At 73.8% G+C, this 18,500-nt stretch carries 11 protein-coding genes and 1 pseudogene; 5 read left to right on the top strand and 7 right to left on the bottom strand.

Features of this window, described 5'->3' with window-relative positions:
* The first annotated feature begins 147 nt into the window (after positions 1 to 147).
* The 3 genes from efeU (at position 148) to BIV25_RS08010 (ending at position 4,843) form a co-directional block, all read left to right on the top strand.
* A complete protein-coding gene (gene efeU, locus BIV25_RS08000; protein ID WP_071371474.1) occupies positions 148 to 2,175 on the top strand; it encodes an iron uptake transporter permease EfeU in 2,028 nt (675 codons plus the stop codon).
* 59 nt (positions 2,176 to 2,234) lie between these two features.
* Positions 2,235 to 3,506, top strand: coding sequence for an iron uptake transporter deferrochelatase/peroxidase subunit (gene efeB / locus BIV25_RS08005; RefSeq protein WP_071371567.1), 1,272 nt, complete (start codon positions 2,235 to 2,237; stop codon positions 3,504 to 3,506).
* Positions 3,507 to 3,691: 185 nt separating this feature from the next.
* Positions 3,692 to 4,843 carry a HoxN/HupN/NixA family nickel/cobalt transporter gene (locus tag BIV25_RS08010; protein WP_079176492.1) on the top strand — a complete coding sequence of 384 codons (1,152 nt, stop codon included), beginning with the start codon at positions 3,692 to 3,694 and terminating at the stop codon, positions 4,841 to 4,843.
* An 84-nt stretch (positions 4,844 to 4,927) separates the two neighbouring features.
* Here the strand turns inward: BIV25_RS08010 and BIV25_RS08015 are convergent, their stop codons facing one another.
* A complete protein-coding gene (locus BIV25_RS08015; RefSeq protein WP_071371475.1) occupies positions 4,928 to 5,131 on the bottom strand; it encodes a hypothetical protein in 204 nt (67 codons plus the stop codon).
* 512 nt (positions 5,132 to 5,643) lie between these two features.
* On the opposite strand from BIV25_RS08015, the gene BIV25_RS08020 reads away from it, so the two are divergent.
* Positions 5,644 to 7,497 carry a glycoside hydrolase family 15 protein gene (locus tag BIV25_RS08020; RefSeq protein ID WP_071371476.1) on the top strand — a complete coding sequence of 618 codons (1,854 nt, stop codon included), beginning with the start codon at positions 5,644 to 5,646 and terminating at the stop codon, positions 7,495 to 7,497.
* Positions 7,498 to 7,521: 24 nt separating this feature from the next.
* Here BIV25_RS08020 and BIV25_RS08025 read toward each other — a convergent pair whose 3' ends face one another.
* The 3 genes from BIV25_RS08025 to BIV25_RS08035 all read right to left on the bottom strand — a co-directional run bounded on the left by BIV25_RS08025 (position 7,522) and on the right by BIV25_RS08035 (position 14,262).
* Entirely contained in the window at positions 7,522 to 8,838 is a 1,317-nt protein-coding gene (locus tag BIV25_RS08025; protein ID WP_177235190.1) for a hypothetical protein, read from the bottom strand.
* Positions 8,839 to 8,905: 67 nt separating this feature from the next.
* Positions 8,906 to 11,530 (bottom strand): SpoIIE family protein phosphatase/ATP-binding protein, encoded by a 2,625-nt coding sequence (locus BIV25_RS08030; RefSeq protein WP_071371569.1) that lies wholly within the window; start codon positions 11,528 to 11,530, stop codon positions 8,906 to 8,908.
* Between the two features lie 212 nt (positions 11,531 to 11,742).
* Positions 11,743 to 14,262, bottom strand: a complete 2,520-nt coding sequence (locus BIV25_RS08035) for a PP2C family protein-serine/threonine phosphatase (RefSeq protein ID WP_071371478.1) — start codon at positions 14,260 to 14,262, stop codon at positions 11,743 to 11,745.
* Between the two features lie 230 nt (positions 14,263 to 14,492).
* Here BIV25_RS08035 and BIV25_RS08040 point away from each other — a divergent pair, with 230 nt between their 5' ends.
* Complete coding sequence (locus BIV25_RS08040) at positions 14,493 to 15,884, top strand: hypothetical protein (RefSeq protein WP_177235192.1); 1,392 nt, start codon at positions 14,493 to 14,495, stop codon at positions 15,882 to 15,884.
* Between the two features lies 1 nt (position 15,885).
* On the opposite strand, the pseudogene BIV25_RS08045 reads toward BIV25_RS08040, so the two are convergent.
* From BIV25_RS08045 to BIV25_RS08055, 3 genes and pseudogenes are all read right to left on the bottom strand, one after another.
* A pseudogene (locus BIV25_RS08045) lies at positions 15,886 to 16,598 on the bottom strand (2-phosphosulfolactate phosphatase).
* Positions 16,599 to 16,627: 29 nt separating this feature from the next.
* Complete coding sequence (locus tag BIV25_RS08050) at positions 16,628 to 16,915, bottom strand: DUF1232 domain-containing protein (protein ID WP_071371479.1); 288 nt, start codon at positions 16,913 to 16,915, stop codon at positions 16,628 to 16,630.
* Between the two features lie 40 nt (positions 16,916 to 16,955).
* Positions 16,956 to 18,176 carry a hypothetical protein gene (locus BIV25_RS08055; protein ID WP_071371480.1) on the bottom strand — a complete coding sequence of 407 codons (1,221 nt, stop codon included), beginning with the start codon at positions 18,174 to 18,176 and terminating at the stop codon, positions 16,956 to 16,958.
* Between the last annotated feature and the right edge of the window lie 324 nt (positions 18,177 to 18,500).

Genomic DNA, 18,500 nt, shown 5'->3' on the forward strand with positions numbered 1-18,500 from the left:
AGTGTAGACGAACGCGGAGAGCGGATCGTTCCCGGACTTTGCCTTTCCATTACTGTTTCATGACTGACTGACTACATGGCCATCGTCATGATGGTCCGCGAAGGTTAGGCATGCCTTCACTAAGTAAGTCTGGGAGGGCAGCAGGTCATGTGGGACGACGCGTTTCCGAGTTTCCTGATCGGATTGAGGGAGGGACTCGAAGCCGGACTCATCGTCTCCATCCTGGTCGCCACCCTGGTCCGGGCCGAGGCGCGCTCGCGGCTCCCCCAGGTGTGGACCGGTGTCCTCGCCGCCGTCGCGGTGGCCATGAGCTTCGGCGCGGTGCTCACCTTCACCGCCGCCTCCATGCCGCAGACCGCCCAGGAGGCCTTCGGCGGCACCCTCAGTGTGATCGCCGTCGCGTTCGTCACCGCCATGGTGTTCTGGATGCGCCGCTCCGCCCGCAACCTGTCCGGCGAGCTGAAGGAGAAGATCACCGGAGCGCTCGCCATGGGCTCCGGTGTGCTGATCCTCACCTCCTTCCTCGCCGTCGGCCGTGAGGGCCTGGAGACCGCCCTGTTCCTGTGGACCACCGCCCAGGCCGCCGGCGAGTCCGCGGGCCCGCTGACCGGCGCCGGCATCGGCCTGGTCCTCGCCACGATCCTGTGCTGGGGCCTGTACCGCCGGGTGCTGAAGATCAACCTGACGAAGTTCTTCACCGCCACCGGCGCCGTCCTGATCGTCATCGCGGCCGGTGTCCTCGGCTACGGCCTGCGCGACCTCCAGGAAGGCGGCGTGCTGCCCGGCAGGACCGCCTACGCCATCGACCTCGGCGGCAGCATCGACGCCGGCTCCTGGTACAGCACGCTCGTCCAGGGCGTCCTCAACCTCACCCCGACCATGACCTGGCTCCAGGTGATCGCCTACGTCGGCTACCTGGCCGTCGTCATGACCCTGTTCGTGCGCGGCGTACGGGGCACGACGCCGAAGCCCGCCGAGGAGCGCACCGAGACCGAGCAGCAGCCGAAGGCCGCGCGGCGCCGCCCGGTCTGGATCGTGCCGGCCGCCGTGGTCGCCGTACCCGCCGTCATCGCCGGAGCCGTCGTCGCCCTCTCCCGGCCCAAGCCCGCCGGCGACCAGACCGTCGCCGTCTCCGAGAGCGAGTGCGGCAAGGGCTTCACCGCGCCCAAGCCGGGCCGGCAGACCTTCCAGATGAAGAACACCGGCGGCAAGACCTCCGAGGTGTACCTCATCGACCCGTCGACCAGCGCGGTCTACGGCGAGATCGAGGGCCTCGCCCCCGGCACCACCCGCGACCTCGTCGCCACCGTCGCCGGCGGCACCTACGCCTGGCGCTGCGTCCCCACCGGCGGCAAGGCCGTCACCTCCAGGTCCGTCACCGTCACCGGCGGCGGCGCGGCCAGGCCGGTCGTCCCCGTCGCCGAGCAGGACCTCGCCACGCCGCTGAAGCAGTACAAGGCGTACGTCGGCCAGGGCCTGGACACCCTGGTCGGCCAGACGAAGACGCTCGCCGACGACATCGTGGGCGACCACCTCGACAAGGCCCGCACCGACTGGCTGACCGCCCACCGCACCTACTCCTCGCTCGGCGCCGCCTACGGCACCTTCGAGGACTTCGACAAGAAGATCAACGGCCGGGCCGACGGACTGACCGACGGCGTGCACGACAAGGGCTTCGCGGGCTTCCACCGCATCGAGTACGGCCTGTGGCACGGGCAGTCCGCCAAGGACCTGACCGGCCCCGCCCAGCAGCTCGCCACCGACGTGGCCGGCCTGCAAAAGGCGTTCCCGAGCCAGGACTTCGACCCCGGTGACCTGCCGCTGCGCGCCCACGAGATCCTGGAGAACACCCTCCAGTTCGAGCTGACCGGCGACACCGACGAGGGCAGCGGTACCAACCTCGCCACCGCCGACGCGAACCTCTCCGGCACCCGCGAGCTGCTCACCGTCCTCAAGCCGCTGCTCACCAGCCGCGCGCCGAAGGTCCTCCCGACGGTCGACGCGGACATCGCGCGCGTGCAGAAGCTGCTCGACGCCGCCCACGACGGCGGCCACTGGACACCCGTCGAGCAGCTCGGCGCGGGCGACCGGCAGCGGCTGAACGGCGCCACCGGCCAGCTGCTGGAGGACCTCGCCCCGATCCCGGACCTGCTCGAGATCCGGAAGTCCGCCTGATGACCGACCACGCCTGCCCGATGCCGTCCGCGCACCCGCACCCCGAAGGGACCCCGCCGATGTCCACCGCCGACCAGCCGACCTGCCCCGTCGGCCCCGCCCGCCGCTCCTTCGTGCGGACGGCGCTCGGTGCCGGTGCCGCCGGAGCGGTGCTGGCCGGCGGCGGTTTCGCACTCGGCGAGAGCGGCGGCACCGCCGAAGCGCAGACCTCCCACCCGGACAGCGGCGCCACGGTGCCCTTCCACGGCGCCCACCAGGCCGGCATCCTCACCCCCGCGCCGGCCGCGGCCACCTTCGTCTCGCTGAACGTCATCGCCGACGACCGCCAGGGCCTGACCGACCTGCTGAAGACCATCACCGAGCGGGCCCGCTTCCTCACCGCCGGCGGCGCCCCGGCCGACCTCGGCGTCGGCGCGCCGCCCTCGGACAACGGCATCCTCGGCCCCGAGGTCCCCTCCGACGCCCTCACCGTCACCGTCGGCGTCGGCGCCTCCCTCTTCGACGACCGCTACGGCCTCGCCAAGACCAGGCCCGCCCGGCTCACCCCGATGCGGACCTTCCCCAACGACAACCTGAACGCGGCCGAGTGCCACGGCGACCTGTCGCTCCAGATCTGCGCCCAGAGCACCGACACCGTGCTGCACGCGCTGCGCGACATCGCCCGGCACACCCGTGGCGCCATGCAGATCAAGTGGCGCATCGACGGCTTCCAGAACGCCCCGCGCCCCACCGGCGCCCAGCGCAACCTCCTCGGCTTCAAGGACGGCATAGCCAACCCGGACGTCACCTCCGCCCGCGAGACGGACAAGCTGATCTGGGTCGGCGCCGGCCAGGGCGAGCCCGCCTGGGCGACCGGCGGCAGCTACCAGGTGATCCGGATCATCCGGATGCTGGTCGAGTTCTGGGACCGGGTCTCGCTCAGCGAGCAGGAGAAGATGTTCGGCCGCCGCAAGGACACCGGCGCCCCGCTCGACGGCGCCAACGAGACCGACATCCCCCAGTACGCCAAGGACCCGAAGGGCAGCGCGATCCCGCTGGACGCCCACATCCGGCTCGCCAACCCGCGCACCGCGCAGAGTGACAGCTCCCGCATCCTGCGCCGCGGCTTCAACTACGACCGGGGCGTGGACAACGTCGGCAACCTCGACATGGGCCTGGTCTTCGCCTGCTACAACCAGGACGTCAAGCGCCAGTTCGAGGCCGTGCAGACCCGGCTGATCGACGAGCCCCTCGTCGACTACATCTCCCCGACCGGCGGCGGCTACTTCTTCGCCCTGCCCGGCGTGCGGGACGCCAAGGACTGGCTCGGCCGCGGGATGTTCTCCGCCTGAGCCTCCCCGCGCTCCCTCCGGTCAACCGTTTCTGCAGCTCAGAGGCAGGTCTTTCCCGTTTCTTTTCCTTTTCCATGGGAAAGGCCTGCCGTCCCCTTTACTGCACATGAGTTGCAAGTAGGAGAGGATGGCACAAGGCTGCGCGGTGCAGCCGTACCCGTACGACCGAAGGACACACCCTCCCGATGACGGCCGCCCCTGGTTCCGCTCCGTCCCTCCCCGCCCAGGCCGACGGCAGGCCGTCGCTCTGGCACCGCGTCCGCGGCTCCATGACGCGGCAGGAGTGGATCAGGGTCGGCGGGATGGCCGGCTTCGTGCTCGCACTGCACGTCATCGGCTGGGGCACACTCGTCGGGATCATCGCGCCGCAGCACTTCAGCGTGGGCAAGGAGTCCTTCGGTATCGGCATCGGTATCACCGCCTACACGCTCGGCATGCGCCACGCCTTCGACGCCGACCACATCGCGGCGATCGACAACACCACCCGCAAGCTGATGGGCGAGGGACAGCGCCCGCTCTCCGTCGGCTTCTGGTTCTCCCTCGGCCATTCCAGCATCGTCTTCGGCCTCTCCCTGCTGCTCTCGCTCGGCCTGAAGACCCTGGCCGGCCCGGTCCGCGACGACAACTCGCGCCTGCACGAGGTCACCGGCCTGATCGGCACCACGGTCTCCGGCGCCTTCCTCTACCTCATCGCCGGCATCAACCTCGTCATCCTGGCCGGCATCTGGAAGGTGTTCCGCAGGATGCGCTCGGGCCACTACGACGAGGCCGCCCTGGAGACCCAGCTCAACAACCGCGGCTTCATGAACCGCCTGCTCGGCCGCGTCACCGGCACCATTCGCAAGCCGTGGCAGATGTACCCGCTGGGCCTGCTCTTCGGCCTCGGCTTCGACACCGCCACCGAGATCGCCCTGCTGGTCCTCGCCGGCTCCGGCGCCGCCTCCGGCCTGCCCTGGTACGCCATCCTGACCCTGCCGGTCCTGTTCGCCGCGGGCATGTCGCTGCTGGACACCATCGACGGCTCGTTCATGAACTTCGCCTACGAGTGGGCGTTCTCCAAGCCGGTCCGCAAGGTCTACTACAACCTCACCATCACCGGCCTGTCCGTCGCCGTCGCCCTGATCATCGGCACCGTCGAGCTCCTCGGCCTCCTCGCCGACAAGATGGATCTGCACGGCGCCTTCTGGGACTGGATCTCCGGCCTCGACCTCAACACCGTCGGCTTCGTCATCGTCGGCCTGTTCTTCGCCACCTGGGCCGTCGCCCTGCTGATCTGGAAGGCGGGCCGCATCGAGGAGAAGTGGACGGCGGGACTGGCCGAACAGTCGGCGGACTGACCCGCCGGGACCGGCGCGAGCCAGGGGCGCGGGGCCGTGTGCCGCACACGGCCCCGCGCCCCTGTTTCCGGCTCCCCGGACGCCTTACGGCAGCAGCCTCTCGACGGCCGTCGGATCCGTCGCCATCTTGCGACGGGCCCAGTCGAGGTTCTTCGGAGTGACGTCCCTGCCCGCCGCCATCACGAAGTCCTCCGGGGTGACATCCCGGGAGGGAGCGGTGTGCAGCAGGGCGTCCGGGGTGCAGTGGTCGTCGGACGACCGGGACTCGTCGGGTGTGCTGGTCGACATGATGCCTCCTCCTCGGTCCGGATGACCGCATCCGTGCCGGTGCCGCCGAACGGGGCACCCTCTCACCATTGCCCGCAGCGCCTTCCCACGCCACCGGAGCGCACACGCTCTTTCGGATCGGGCCGGCCGTGACGGGCGGGGGGCCGGCCGATCTGAGCGGGGTCATGGGTCGCGCGCTGGTGAGAGGCCGAGCGTGGGGGAGTGGGCGGGTGACGCCGACGCGCTGGGGTCGCTCTCTCTGGGGGAGTGCGTGCCGGGGTTCGGGGCTTTTCCACGCCGCCGGAGCGCACATGCTTCCTTCGGATCGGATCGGACCGGATCGGGCGTGGCGGGCGGCGGGGTGATGGGGTCCCGTGCTGGTGAGATGCCGAGCGCGGGGGAGTCGTGACGCCGACGTGCTGGGGGTGCCCTCTGGGGGAGTGCGTGCCGGGGTTCGGGGCCTTTCCACGCCGCCGGAGCGCATACGCTCCTAAGCTGGAGAACATCTCGCACCGTACTCCGGGAGGCCACCGATGGCCGAGACCCCGTTCGCCGAGCACGCCCGCCCCGGGCTCCGCTATCTGCCCATCGCCGAGCACGGGCTCATCGGGGACCTGCGCAGTGTGGCCCTGGTCGGCACCAACGGCACGATCGACTGGTACTGCTCCCCGTCCTTCGACGCCCCCAGCGTCTTCGCGGCCGTCCTCGACGCCGAGCGCGGCGGCTCCTTCGAGCTGGCCGCGGCCGTACCCGCGCGCACCAAGCAGTTCTACTTCCCCGACACCAACGTACTGATCACCCGGTTCTTCACCGAGGACGGCGTCGGCGAGGTGCAGGACTTCATGCCGGTCACCTGCGACGGCACGGCCGGCCCCGGCGAGGCGGGCCGGCACCGGCTGATCCGGCGCGTGGTGTGCGTCCGCGGCACCGTCCCCTTCCGGGCACAGATCGCGCCGCGCTTCGACTACGGCGCCGCCCCCCACACCCTCAGCAGCGTCGACGGCGGCACCGTGGTCTTCGAGTCCGCCGTGCAGGCGCTGGCCCTGACCTCCACGGTCACCCTGGAGTGCGACGCCCGCGACGCCCGCGCCGACTTCAAGCTCGCCGAGGGTGAGACCGCCGTGTTCGCCCTCGACCAGTTCGGCGGCACCGTGACCCCCCGCGGCTGCGCCCGCGCCGAGGCCGAGCACGAGTTCAACGCCACCGTCGCCTACTGGCGGCGCTGGCTGCACCAGTCCCGCTACCGGGGCCGCTGGCGCGAGATGGTGCACCGCTCGGCCCTGACCCTGAAGCTGCTCACCTACGCCCCCACCGGCGCCATCGTCGCCGCGCCCACCACCAGCCTGCCCGAACAGATCGGCGGCGAGCGCAACTGGGACTACCGGTACGTGTGGGTGCGCGACGCCGCCTTCGCCGTCTACGCGCTGCTCAGGCTCGGCTTCAGCGGCGAGGCCGAGGCGTTCATGCGCTTCCTCACCACCCACGTGAGCCCCGGCGACAGCGGCGACGACTCCGCACCGCTCCAGATCATGTACGGCATCGACGGCCGCACCGAACTGCCCGAACGCGAGCTGCCCCACCTGGAAGGACACCTCGGCTCCGCGCCGGTCCGGATCGGCAACGCCGCCGCCGACCAGCTCCAACTGGACATATACGGCGCCCTGATCGACTCGATCTACCTCTACGACAAGTGGGCCCAGCCGATCTCCAGCGCCCAGTGGGACGACGTGTGCCACCTGGTCGACTGGGTCTGCGCGCACTGGGACCAGCCTGACGAGGGCGTATGGGAGACCCGCGGCGGTCGCAAGAACTTCACGTACTCACGGCTGATGTGCTGGGTCGCCATCGAGCGGGCCATGCGCCTCGCCCGCCGCCGGGGCCTGCCCGCCGACCTGGTCCGCTGGGGACAGGCCCGCGACGCGGTCTACCGGCGGATCATGGAGTGCGGCTGGTCGCAGCGGCGCGGCGCCTTCGTGCAGTACGAGGGCGGCGACGTGCTCGACGCCTCGCTGCTGATGATGCCGCTCGCCAAGTTCGTCGCCCCGACCGATCCCAAGTGGCTGTCCACCCTGGACGCCCTCGGCGACGATCTGGTCTCCGACTCCCTCGTCTACCGCTACGACCCGCAGTCCAGCCCCGACGGGCTGCGCGGGGACGAGGGCACCTTCTCCATCTGCTCGTTCTGGTACGTCGAGGCCCTGGTCCGCGCCGGCCGGCTCGACGAGGCCCGGCTGGCGTTCGAGAAGATGCTCACCTACGCCAACCATCTCGGCCTGTACGCCGAGGAGATCGGCCGCACCGGCGAGCAACAGGGCAACTTCCCGCAGGCGTTCACTCACCTCGCCCTGATCAGCGCCGCGTTCAACCTCGACCGCGCCCTCGGCTGACCGGCCCGCGCCGGCCGCCCGGGCTCACTCGAACCGGGAGCTGGGGACCGGCCCGGGGGACTTCACCCGCGCCCGGTCGCCGCGCAGCCAGCTCTCCCGGACGGCCGCGGCGAACGCGGTGAACTCCGTTTCACCGTCCGGGATCCCGGCGCCGTCCGGATCCGGCTCCGGGACGGCCCCCGTGATCGTGGCGGCGACCTCCGCCTCAGGGCGGTCGTCCGCCGGACCCCGTCCCACGCCGCCGTCCGCGCTCCCGCGCAGCTGCTCACCCCACGGCGCCACCACCGTCTGGTGCAGCAGGGCCACGCTGTCCGCGGTGATCGCGGGCGGATCCGGCCAGCAGCTCGCGTGCGCGTGCAGCACCTGCCCGGGCACCCGCTCGAAGAGCTGCCCGATGATCTCCGGGCCGCCGTCGTGCGCGGCCGCCCCGTCGAGGTCGTAGGCCACGACCACCGTGTCCGTGCGGCCAGGCGCGAACGGCTCGGCCGGCAGGTCCAGCACCTCGGCCGCGGCCAGGCCCAGGATCCGCGAGTCCCGGTCGGGCAGCAGCGACACCGAGCGCGGCCGGAGCTCCGCGGCCGACAGCAGGGCGCGCAGCCTCAACAGACCGCGCAGACACAGGCCAGGGGTGTCCTGGAGCCAGGCGTACCGGCCGTTCATGCCCGCGTCGAAGCCGTGGGGCGAGAGCGTGCCGAGGACGGTGCCGGAGCTCACGTACTGCCAGCCGCGCAGGTCGGACGGGCCGAGGGAGGATGCCCGCTGCGCATCGGCCGCCCGCGCGAGCACCCGGTTCTGCCGCTCCCGGGCGGGCTGCCACCGCGCGTCCTGCGGGTCGGACAGCAGCGCATGCTCGCGCCGGGCCAGCTCCAGGTCACCGGCCAGGACCGCGTTGAACACCAGCAGATAGCGGTCCGGCCAGTCCGCCAACGCCCCTTCGAACCGGGAGAGTTCACGCACCGCCTCGCGATGGCGGCCGTCGTGCTCGTACGCCGCCACCAGCTCCCGCAGCACCACCGGCGCACCGTCGCTGCGCCGTAGCGCCTCGCGGAGCGCGGGGACGGCCACGCGCGCGATGTCGCGTTCGACGCACCAGTACCCGAAGTCGTAGAGAGCGGTGGGGCGTTCGGGCTCGGCGACGACCGCTGCGGCGGCCTTCGTGAGATCGTCACAGCCCACCGCCTCGGCGGCCCGGCCTACCACCAGGGCCACCTCGGCGAGCGGCTGTTCCTCACCGGCCGCCCGCAACTGCCGCAGCGCACCAGGCACGTCCCCGTGGTCCAGGGCCTCCCAGGCCGTACGGAGAACGGGGGACTTCGGGCGGCGATTCCTGCGCGTGAACATGCCGGAGATCATCACCCAGCTGGTGACGTGCCCTCAACACAATTCCCGCACACTCTCCCCGCGGCCGTCACGGCAGCGGCTGCTCCGCCCAGATGATCTTGCCGCTGGGGGTGTACCGGGTGCCCCAGCGATCGGCGAGCTGCGCGACCAGGAACAGCCCCCGGCCGCCCTCGTCGGTGCTGGCCGCGTACCGCAGATGCGGCGAGGTCGTGCTGGCGTCGGAGACCTCGCAGATCAGCGTGCGCTCGCGCAGCAGCCGTACCCCGATCGGGGCGCGGCCGTACCGGATGGCGTTGGTGACCAGCTCGCTCAGGATCAGCTCCGTCGTGAAGTCCAGCTCCTCCAGGCCCCATTCGGTCAGTGTCCGGGTCACCGAGGCCCGTACCTCGGACACCGCCGCCGGGTCGGAGGGCACCTGCCACTCGGCGACCCGGTCGGCGCCCAGCACCCGGGTGCGGGCGACGATCAGCGCGACGTCGTCGCTCGGCCGGGCCGGCAGCCGGTCCAGGACCATGCGGCAGGTCTCCTCCGGGGAGGCGTCCGGCGTCCGGCTCAGGGCGTCGCGCAGCAGCTCCAGACCCTCGTCGATGTCCCGGTCCCGGTCCTCCACCAGCCCGTCCGTGTAGAGCACCAGCCGGCTGTCCTCGGCCAGCTCCAGCTCGGCCGTCTCGAACGGCAGCCCGCCCAGGCCCAGCGGCGGACCCGCCGGCACCTCCGGGAACTCCACACTGCCGTCCGGATGCACCACCGCGGGCGGCGGATGACCGGCCCGGGCCAGGGTGCAGCGCCGGGAGACCGGGTCGTAGACGGCGTACAGACAGGTCGCGCCGGTGATCGCCGCCGAGCCGTCGGCGGAGGTCTCGTCCTGGTCGATCCGGCCCACCAGCTCGTCCAGCAGACCGAGGAGTTCGTCCGGCGGCAGATCCAGCGACGAGAAGTTGTGCACCGCCGTGCGCAGCCGGCCCATGGTGGCCGCGGCGTGCAGCCCGTGTCCCACCACGTCGCCCACCACCAGCGCCACCCGGGCACCGGACAGCGGCAGTACGTCGAACCAGTCGCCGCCCACCCCGGACTGCGCCGGCAGATAGCGGTACGCGAGGTCCAGCGCGCCCTGCTCGGGCAGCGTGCGCGGCAGCAGACTGCGCTGCAGGGTCACCGCCATGCTGTGCTCACGGGTGTACCGCCGGGCGTTGTCGATGGACACCGCCGCCCGCGCGACCAGTTCCTCGGCGAGCGCAAGCTCCTCGGAGTCGAACGGCTCCGGCTTCTCCGAGCGCCAGAAGTTCGCCACCCCCAGCACCAGACTGCCCGCCCGGAGCGGCACGGTGATCAGCGAATGGATGCCGAACTCCAGCACCTGGTCGGTGCGCTCCGGGTTCTGGGCCCGCCAGCCCGGCGCGTCGCGCAGCCGGGGCACCACGACCGACTGCCCCGTGGTCAGACTGCGCGCCTGCGGCGAGGTGGCCACGAACCGGATGTGCTCGCCCACCGGGTACAGCGGGGAGCCCTCGCGCACCCCTGCGCCGGCCGCGCGGCGCAGTGCGGTGCCGGGCCGCGGCTCCTCCCCGTGCAGCACCGCGTCGAACAGGTCCACCGTCGCGAAGTCCGCGAACCGGGGCACCGCCAGCTCGGCCAACTCCGCCGCGGTGCGGGTCACGTCCAGGCTGGTGCCGATGCCCACACCGGCGTCGTACAGCATGTTCAGCCGCTCGCGTGCCACCTCCGCCCGGCCCGACAGGGCCCGCAGCTCCGTCGAGTCGCGCAGCGTGGTCACGCTGCCCGCCGGGCCGCCGCGCAGATCGGTGGGGCGCTGATTGATCGCCAGCAGCCGGTCCTTGACCAGGTGCACCTCGTCCGTCGCCACCCGGCCCGAGGCCAGCAGCGCCGCCGTCTCGTCGTCCAGGCCGAGCTCCAGCACGCTGCGCCGCTCGGCGTCCTCCGGCAGGCCCAGCAGCCGGTGCGCCTCGTCGTTGGCGAGCAGCAGCCGGGCGTCGTCGCCGACGATCAGCACGCCCTCGCGGACCGCGTGCAGCACCGCGTCGTGATGCTCGTACATCCGGGTCATCTCGTGCGGGCCGAGTCCGTGCGTCTGGCGCAGCAGCCGTCTGCTGACCAGGGCCGTGCCGCCGGTCGCGAGTGCGAGCGCCGCCGCTGCCGCCCAGAGCAGCAGGGGCAGTTGCTGGTCGGCGGCCCCGCCCACGTGCGCCGTGGTGATCCCGGCCGAGACCAGGCCCACCACCTTGCCTGCGGAGTCCTTCACCGGGACGACGACCTGCACCAGCGGCCCTATCGTTCCGGTGACGTGCTCGGTGACCGTGCCCCCGGCCACTGCCGGGGCGATGGTGCCGACGAACTTCTTGCCGATGCGGTCAGGCTTGGGGTGCGTGTAGCGGATGCCGTCGGTGGTCATCACGACGACGAAGTCGACGCCGGTCGCCTTGCGTACGGCCTCGGCCTTCGGCTGGAGGACCTTCGTCGGATCCGGGGTGCGCAGCGCGGCCGCCGTGCCCGGTGCGTTGGCGAACGTCTCCGCGACCGCGAGGGAGCGGTTGCCCGCCTCCGTGTCGCTGTCGCGGCGCACCTGGAGCACCTGCGCCACCACGGCCGCGACGACCAGCAGCAGCACGATCACGACCTGGAGGAGGAAGACCTGCCCGGCGACGCTGCGACCGGTCACCGCCGCACGCAGCATGCCCGTCCCGCCGCCGTCGCTGCCCGGGGCGTCCGGCGCGGGGCCCAGCGGTGCGGACCCCTGCGGTGCGTCCGGGTGTCCGGACGCGCGGGGCGGCCGCGTCGAGTTTCGGCCGGACAGTCGCACCATGTGCCCATGTCTACACTGCCCGGCCCGCTCAGGCGAGACCGTGACCATCGTCGATGGCCGCGGTCGCGGCGCACGCCGTGCGGTCACGGGCCGGACGGCCGGGCCGACCGGCGGGCGGCGAGCAGCAGCGCCACGTCGTCGGGGCGGTCGCGGGCCAGCCGGGCGGTGGCGGTCAGCCGGTCGGCGACCCCGGCCAGCGACCGCCCGCCGCGCCGCCCGGCGGCGGCCCCGGCCCTGCCGAGCGCCAGCCGCAGCGAGGTGATGCCGTCGTCGATGTCGGCACCGGGCCGCTCCACCAGCCCGTCCGTGTAGAGGGCGAGGATCGCGTCCGGCTCCAGCAGCAGCCCGGCCACCGGGTAGCGGGCGTGCGGATCCACACCGAGCACGACCCCGCCGGGCAGGTCCAGCACGCGGGTGCGGCCGTCGGGGGAGCGCAGCAGGGGCGGCGGATGACCGGCCCGGGCGACCACGGCCCGGCCGGTGGCCGGGTCCAGCCGCAGATAGCAGCAGCTGGCGAACTGGCCGGGGTCGAGGTCGATCAGCAGCCGGTTGGTGCCGCACATCACCTCGTCCGGCGGCCGGTCGCCCAGCGCGAACGCCCGCACGGCGCTGCGCAGCTGGCCCATCGTCGCCGCCGCCTGCACCCCGTGCCCCTGCACGTCGCCGATCACCAGCGCGATCCCGTCACCGGCCTCCACCACGTCGTACCAGTCGCCGCCGACGTCCATGCCCTGCGTGCCGGGCAGATAGCGGCCCGCCGTCTCCACCCGGGGGTGCGTCGACAGCCGGTGCGGCAGCAGGGCCTGCTGGAGGCCGCGGGCGAGGGCGGCCTCGCTGTCGTAGCGCTGCGCCCGCTCCATCGCGTGCGCGATCAGCCCGGCCAGCGCGGTGAGGACCGTGCGTTCCTCGGTGGTGAAGGAGCGTCTGCCGTCGAAGCCGAGGATGCACGAGCCGACCGGCCGGCCGGAGGCGATCATCGGCAGGAACGCGCGGGCGCCCTCGTCGGCGTCCAGCGGCATCCCCGGATAGGCGGCCGCCATCTGCTGCATCGACTCGAAGAACAGCGGCCGTCCCGTGGTCAGGCACTCCACGCCGGGCAGGTGCGCGTCGAGGCCGGTTCCCTCGAACGGGGCGAGGAACCCCTGCGGGAAGCCGCTCTCCCAGGCGAGATACAGATGCCGTTCCTGGAGCACGTAGATGGCGAGGCGGCGGCCGCCGAACGCCGGCAGCAGCTCCTGTACGACCACCTCCGACACCTGCCGCGCGGTCACCGCGTCCGTCAGCGCGATGGCCAGCGCGATCGGCCGGTACAACGGCGTCATCGAGTGGTCCGCCGGACTCGGCGGGCTCTCCGGGCTCTCCGGCGGACGCGCCTCGGCGACCGGCCCGACGGGTGTGTCCATCCGGCTGGCCGGCACGAGCGTGCAGGTCAGCAGGTCCGCCCCGGGATGCGCGGACACGGCGAGCCAGTCGCCCCCGCCGGCCTCGCCGCCCGCACCGGCCGGGCGCTGCGCGTGGAAGTGCACCGGATCCGCGGCCAGCAGCGCACCGCGCAGATGATCGTCGTACGGCGGCCCGGTCAGCCAGGGCAGCGCCTCCCACAGCGGCCGCCCGAGCAACAGGTCCCGCTCCCGCCCGGTGAGCCGGGCCGCGGCCTCGTTCACGTACACGACCAGCCCCAGCCGGTCCAGGCAGAAGACCCCCTGCGGCAGCAGATCGGCCGCGCCGTCCGCGGCGGCGCCCGGTCCGGGGTCGAACACCACCCCGCCGACCCGCCCGCCGGGCTCCTCCGTGGCCGGCCACAGGTCCAGCAGCCGCGGCGTGCCGCCCGGTGCCCGCAGGGTCAGCGGCGCGCCGGGCGGTTTCCCGGCGGCGGTCTCGCGCAGGGCGGCCAGGATCCGGTCCGCGTCGGCCGGGGCGACGGCGGCCGCGAGCGCCGTGTCCGTCCCGGCGAACTCGCCGGGCCGCAGCCCGAGCAGGCCGTACAGACAGTCGTCCGCGCGCACGGCGCAGGTCCGCGGATCCCAGCTGAACCGCCCGACACCGGCCTGCGCGGGCCGGCGGGAGGGCGGCCGCACGCCGAGCGGCTCGGCGTCCCACACGATCGCGCCGGCGTCCCCCGCGGCGAGCGCCAGCAGTTCGGCGCCGAGCCCCTCGGCGAGCCGGGCGAGCAGATCCTGGTCCAGCTCCCCGGCCGGAGTGTCGGCCTCCGCCGGGCGCAGCACGGAGAGCACGCCGAGCGGCTCGCTGCCACCCGGCACCGGGACGTGCACCGACCCGAGCGGGAAGGGCAGCCCCGCCGCGAACTGCGGATACCGGCGCACCGTCTCGGCGGCGTTCGCCAGCACCACCCGGACCCCGAGGCGATAGGCGTCGGCCACGGGGAAGGGACGGCCGACGTGCAGCCGCCACCAGGGGCGGAACAGCGGGCCGGGCAGGCCGCAGAGCACCGCGAGCCGCAACAGGCCGGGCGTCCCGGAGCGCAGGTACACCGCCGCCACCCCGCCGCCCGCCACGCCCAGCGCGCCGGTCGAGGCGTCGGTCAGCAACGCGGCCAGCCTGGCCTGCGTACCGAGCCCCCGTTCGCCGCCGCTCCCAGCCATCGGTCCTACCTCGTCCCGTGCGCCCTCCGGGTGGCTGACACAGCAAGAATGCGCCACGAGGAGTACGGAACGCACCTCAGATGCGCGCCACTCACCTGGCCTATCCACGGGGAGGCCCGGGTGGCACGTTCCGCGGACGGCTCTTCCTAATGGAGGCGTAATGGAGGCGTACTGCCGCTGCCGTACGAGGGGGGCGCAGAGGTGGCCGCACCCCGTCGACTGGAGCCGAGATGACCACCTGCTCTTCGTCCCCCCGCCCGGAGGGGATACCGCGTGAGCTCCCGTACGAGATTCCCTGCGAGATCCCGTACGAGGGCCCGCGCGAGAGTCTGTGCGAGGTGCCGCGCGAGAGGTCCGGGAGGCCCGCCGGGGTCGGGGCCTGCGCCGACGGTGAGGAGGCCGACGGGGGTGGCGACGACGGCGACGGCGGGCCGGCCCACGATCCCCTGCGCGGCCTGGTCCACTCGGCCGTGGCCGACCGGCCGATCGAGGACGTCGTCCGGCTCATCACGCTGCTGGAGAGCTCGCCCGAGCACTCCCGGGCCACGGCGGACGCGCTGCGTGCGATCGGCCTCGGCCGGTCCGTGGAGGATCTCGCCCGCCTGGTCGCCCTGCTCACCCGGCCGCCCCGGGGGACCGACGGCGCCGACGAGGCGATCCGCGCCGCCGCCCGGGGCCGTCCCGTGGCGGAGCTGACCCGGCTGATACGGCTGCTGCACCACGCGCCGGTGGAGCCCCACTGCCGGGAGACCGTGCTGCGGGCGGCCGCCGTCGACCTGCCCCTGGAGGAACTCGCCGAGCTGATCGGCCGGCTGGCCACGGACCGTACCGCCTTCGAGTCCGGCCCGGTCCGCCTCGAACCCGCCGCGCCGGTCCGCGGCACCGGCACCATGCCGATACCGCCCGCCGGCCGGCCCGCGAACGGTGTGCCCGCGCGGGAGAAGCCGCGGCCGGCGAGGCGCAGGTGCGTGCAGGACCGACGGCTGGCCGCCGCGATGGCAGCCGAGTGGGCGGCGGACCGGCCGACGGCGGCAGAGGCCATGGAGGCGGTGGAGGCCGTGGAGACCATGGAGGAGAGGGTCGCTCCGGTCCCGGGTACGGCGGACACGGTGACGACGGACGTACGGGCGAAGGTCCGGCCGCTGACGGACGGCCCGGAGCGGCAGCGGGCCGAGGACGGCGCTGTGACCTGCGAGGCGCGGCGCCGCCGGAGTTCACGCGCGGCCGTGTGGCCGGCCCGGGGCGCCGCGCTGCTCGTGCTCCTGTGCGGGGTGGCTCACGCCCCGCGCTCCTGGGCCGGACCGCGCCAGGGAGTGCTCGTGGCCGGGGCCGTCGCCGCGGGGCTGTGCCTGCTGCTGGCGCTGGTGCTCGCCCTGCCGCTGCGCACGGCGCTGCTCCGGCTGGGCACGGCGACCGTCGCGCTCGGCGTCGGCGCGGCCCTCGCCGCGGGCCAACTGCTGCGCGGGCGGCTCGGCCTGCCGGACGCGCTGCGGCTGTGGGACGTGACCCTGGCGCCGCGATGGCTCGCGGGTACGGCGGCGCTGGCGACCGCGCTGGCGGCCCTGGCGGTGCTGTTGGCCGTCCTGGCCGGCGGGCGCGCCGGGCGCGGCGCCGCGAGCTGACTCAGCGTGCCGCGGGCGCCGGCTCCGCCCCGTCGGCGTACACCGGTCGCAACTCCAGGCGGCCGTCCGTCCGGGCGGCCGTCATGGCGAACGGGAAGGTGTCCGCCTCCAGGCACATCGCGACGTCCTCGGGGTGGACGCCGGCCCAGCCGCGCCGTACGCCGTCCGCGAGCCGGGCGGCGGCGTCGGAGCGCCGGGCCGGTCGAGAAAGGGGCCGGGGTCGGTGTCGTCCGCGCGGACCCGGGCGGCGATGTACTCGGCGAAGGCGAGATCCTCCTCGGCCCGCCCGCCGTCCCCGGTGACGACGAAGGTGACCGTCCGCGGCCGGGCCCGCCGCAGCAGCCCGGCGGTCGCGCCCGCCACGGTGAAGCTCGCGCACAGCAGCAGCCCGGCGTCCGCCACGGCCGGCGCCCCGGCCGTCCCGGCGGTGGTCTTCTGCACGACCGTACGGCCGCGCACGTCCAACGCCCGCAGCCGCGCGGGCGAGTTGGCCAGATCGAAACCCGGTACCGGGACGCCGTCCTGGAAGGCCGGCCAGCCGGGGTGACGGGCCTTCAGGTCCAGGGCCTCCTGCTGCGTACCGGCGAACAGGATCCGCTCGGCGCCGCGCCGGAACGCCCACGCGGCCACGGTGAACGCGCGCATGACGTCGACGACCACGGCCACGTCCGGAGCGCTCGGTGTGCGGGGTATACCGGTGAACTCGGTCCGCATCGCTCCATGGTGCGGCATCCGGCGGCCGTTCAGGGCCCGTTCGGCGCCGGCGGCAGCGGGCGGGCGGCGCGCAGGCTGCGCAGCGCGAGGAGCAGGACGGCGATGTCGTCCAGGTAGACGGGGTCGGGCAGCAGGTCGGTGGGGAGCAGCAGATAGGCGACCGCGCCCCAGAACACCCAGCGCGGGCCCGTCGGCAGCCCGGCCCGCCGCAGCGCGTTCCGGGTCCGCACCAGCCGTACCAGCAGGCCGACCGCGACGGCGAGGAGCACCACCGCGAGGACGGCGCCGATCACCAGCAGGGTCGTGGTGGTGTCCATGCCGTCTCCTTCCGGCCCTGTTCCGCGTGCTGCTCGCGGGTCACGGAGTGCGGTCCGTGGCGCTGTTCTCCGGGGTGTGACCGGCGGGCGCGTCCTGTGCGCCGTGCGCCGGGGGGTCCGCCCCTGTGTCGTCCGGGGCGGGTGTCTGCTCCCGCTGGCCCCTGGCGGTGAACCGCAGCCGCTCGAACGTGCGGGTCAGCTGCTGGAACGCCCCCGGCGTGCGGGCCGCGGGCTGCTCCTGGGCCGACGCGGGGGCGGGGACGTCGCGGTACGCGGCCAGGGCTTCCAGGGCCTGCTCGGCCGCGGCCTTGTAGAGGTCCCGCGACTTCGTCATCGCCTCCAGGGCCTCGGCGTACCGGGCGACCAGCTGACGCTCGCGCTCCAGCTTCTCGTGGAGGGTCAGCAGCGTCCAGTGCTCGCGCAGATCGTCCAGCGCCTCCTCGGCCTCCCGCGGCAGGGGCCGGGGCAGGGCGGCGAAGTGCCGCAGGGCCGCGAAGAGTTCGTGCGGCTCGGTGCCGTCCAGGAAGACGCTGCGCACGCGGTGCTCCGCGCCGTCGTAGCCCTGGGGCGCCGGGTCCGGCGGCAGTACGACGGCACCGCCGCGCGGGACCTCGACACCGAGGTCCTTCAGCGCGTAGTTGACCGCGCGGAACTGGTGCGGGGCCGCGCGGTGCTCCACCACGCGGTGCCGCAGGCCGGGCGGCAACAGCCGGGCCAGCGGCAGCCGGCCCTGTGCGTCCGGGGTCATGGCCTCGTGCACGACGACGTTGACGCACCACCCCTCGCGGGCGACGTCCCGCAGCCGGCGGCGCATCTCCTTGTCGTCTTCGGGCAGCGCGTTGACCTGCCGCAGGCGTACGCCCGTGACCGTGGCGTGGTGGTCCCAGGAGCCTTCGTCACCTGCGCCGGCCCTGCTCTCGGGCCAGAACAGGGTCGCGGGCGAGGGCCAGGTCTCGTCCCAGGGGCGCTCCGCCTCGGCGACGAGCCGCCACTCGTGGCCCTGCGATCGCCCGTCGTTCGGCAGGAGGGTGAGGCGGGCCCGCACGGTCACCGTGCCGGCGGCCCGCCAGCGCGCCTCGAAGACCCGCCCGGCCGTGCCCCCGGGTACGGGGGGTTCGGCGAGGTCGTCGATGTCCCCGCCCTCTTTGTGCCAGCGCAGCGTGTGGCGCACGATCTCGTCGGGGGCGGTACCGGTGTGGCGGCCGCGGACCGCCCAGAGGGTCTGCGGGGCGGCGGCGCGGTCGGTGGCGGAGTTCGACATGGGCCAATCTGCTGATGGGGGCGGGTGAGCTTCCCAGTATCGCCGCTCGGCGGGGAAGCGTCGCGTCCGGGGCCGGGAGGCGGCGCGTGCCGCCGGGCACGCGCCCTCGTGCACGAGGTGTGCGCCGTACACACGGGGTGCGCGCGGAACGCGTCGGGTGAGCGCCGTACGCACCTGGCCGGGGCCTGTTCCGGTCCCCGACCATGGTCGGCGAACGGGGTCCGCCCGCCCATCCGCGTAGGGGTGGACCCCGTTCGGGCCGGGCCCGACGACGCAGTGAGGGGGCCGGCGCGACGGCGCCGGCCCCCTCTCGGGCCTACAGGA

The organism is Streptomyces sp. MUSC 14, assembly GCF_001866675.1.
Taxonomy (GTDB): domain Bacteria; phylum Actinomycetota; class Actinomycetes; order Streptomycetales; family Streptomycetaceae; genus Streptomyces.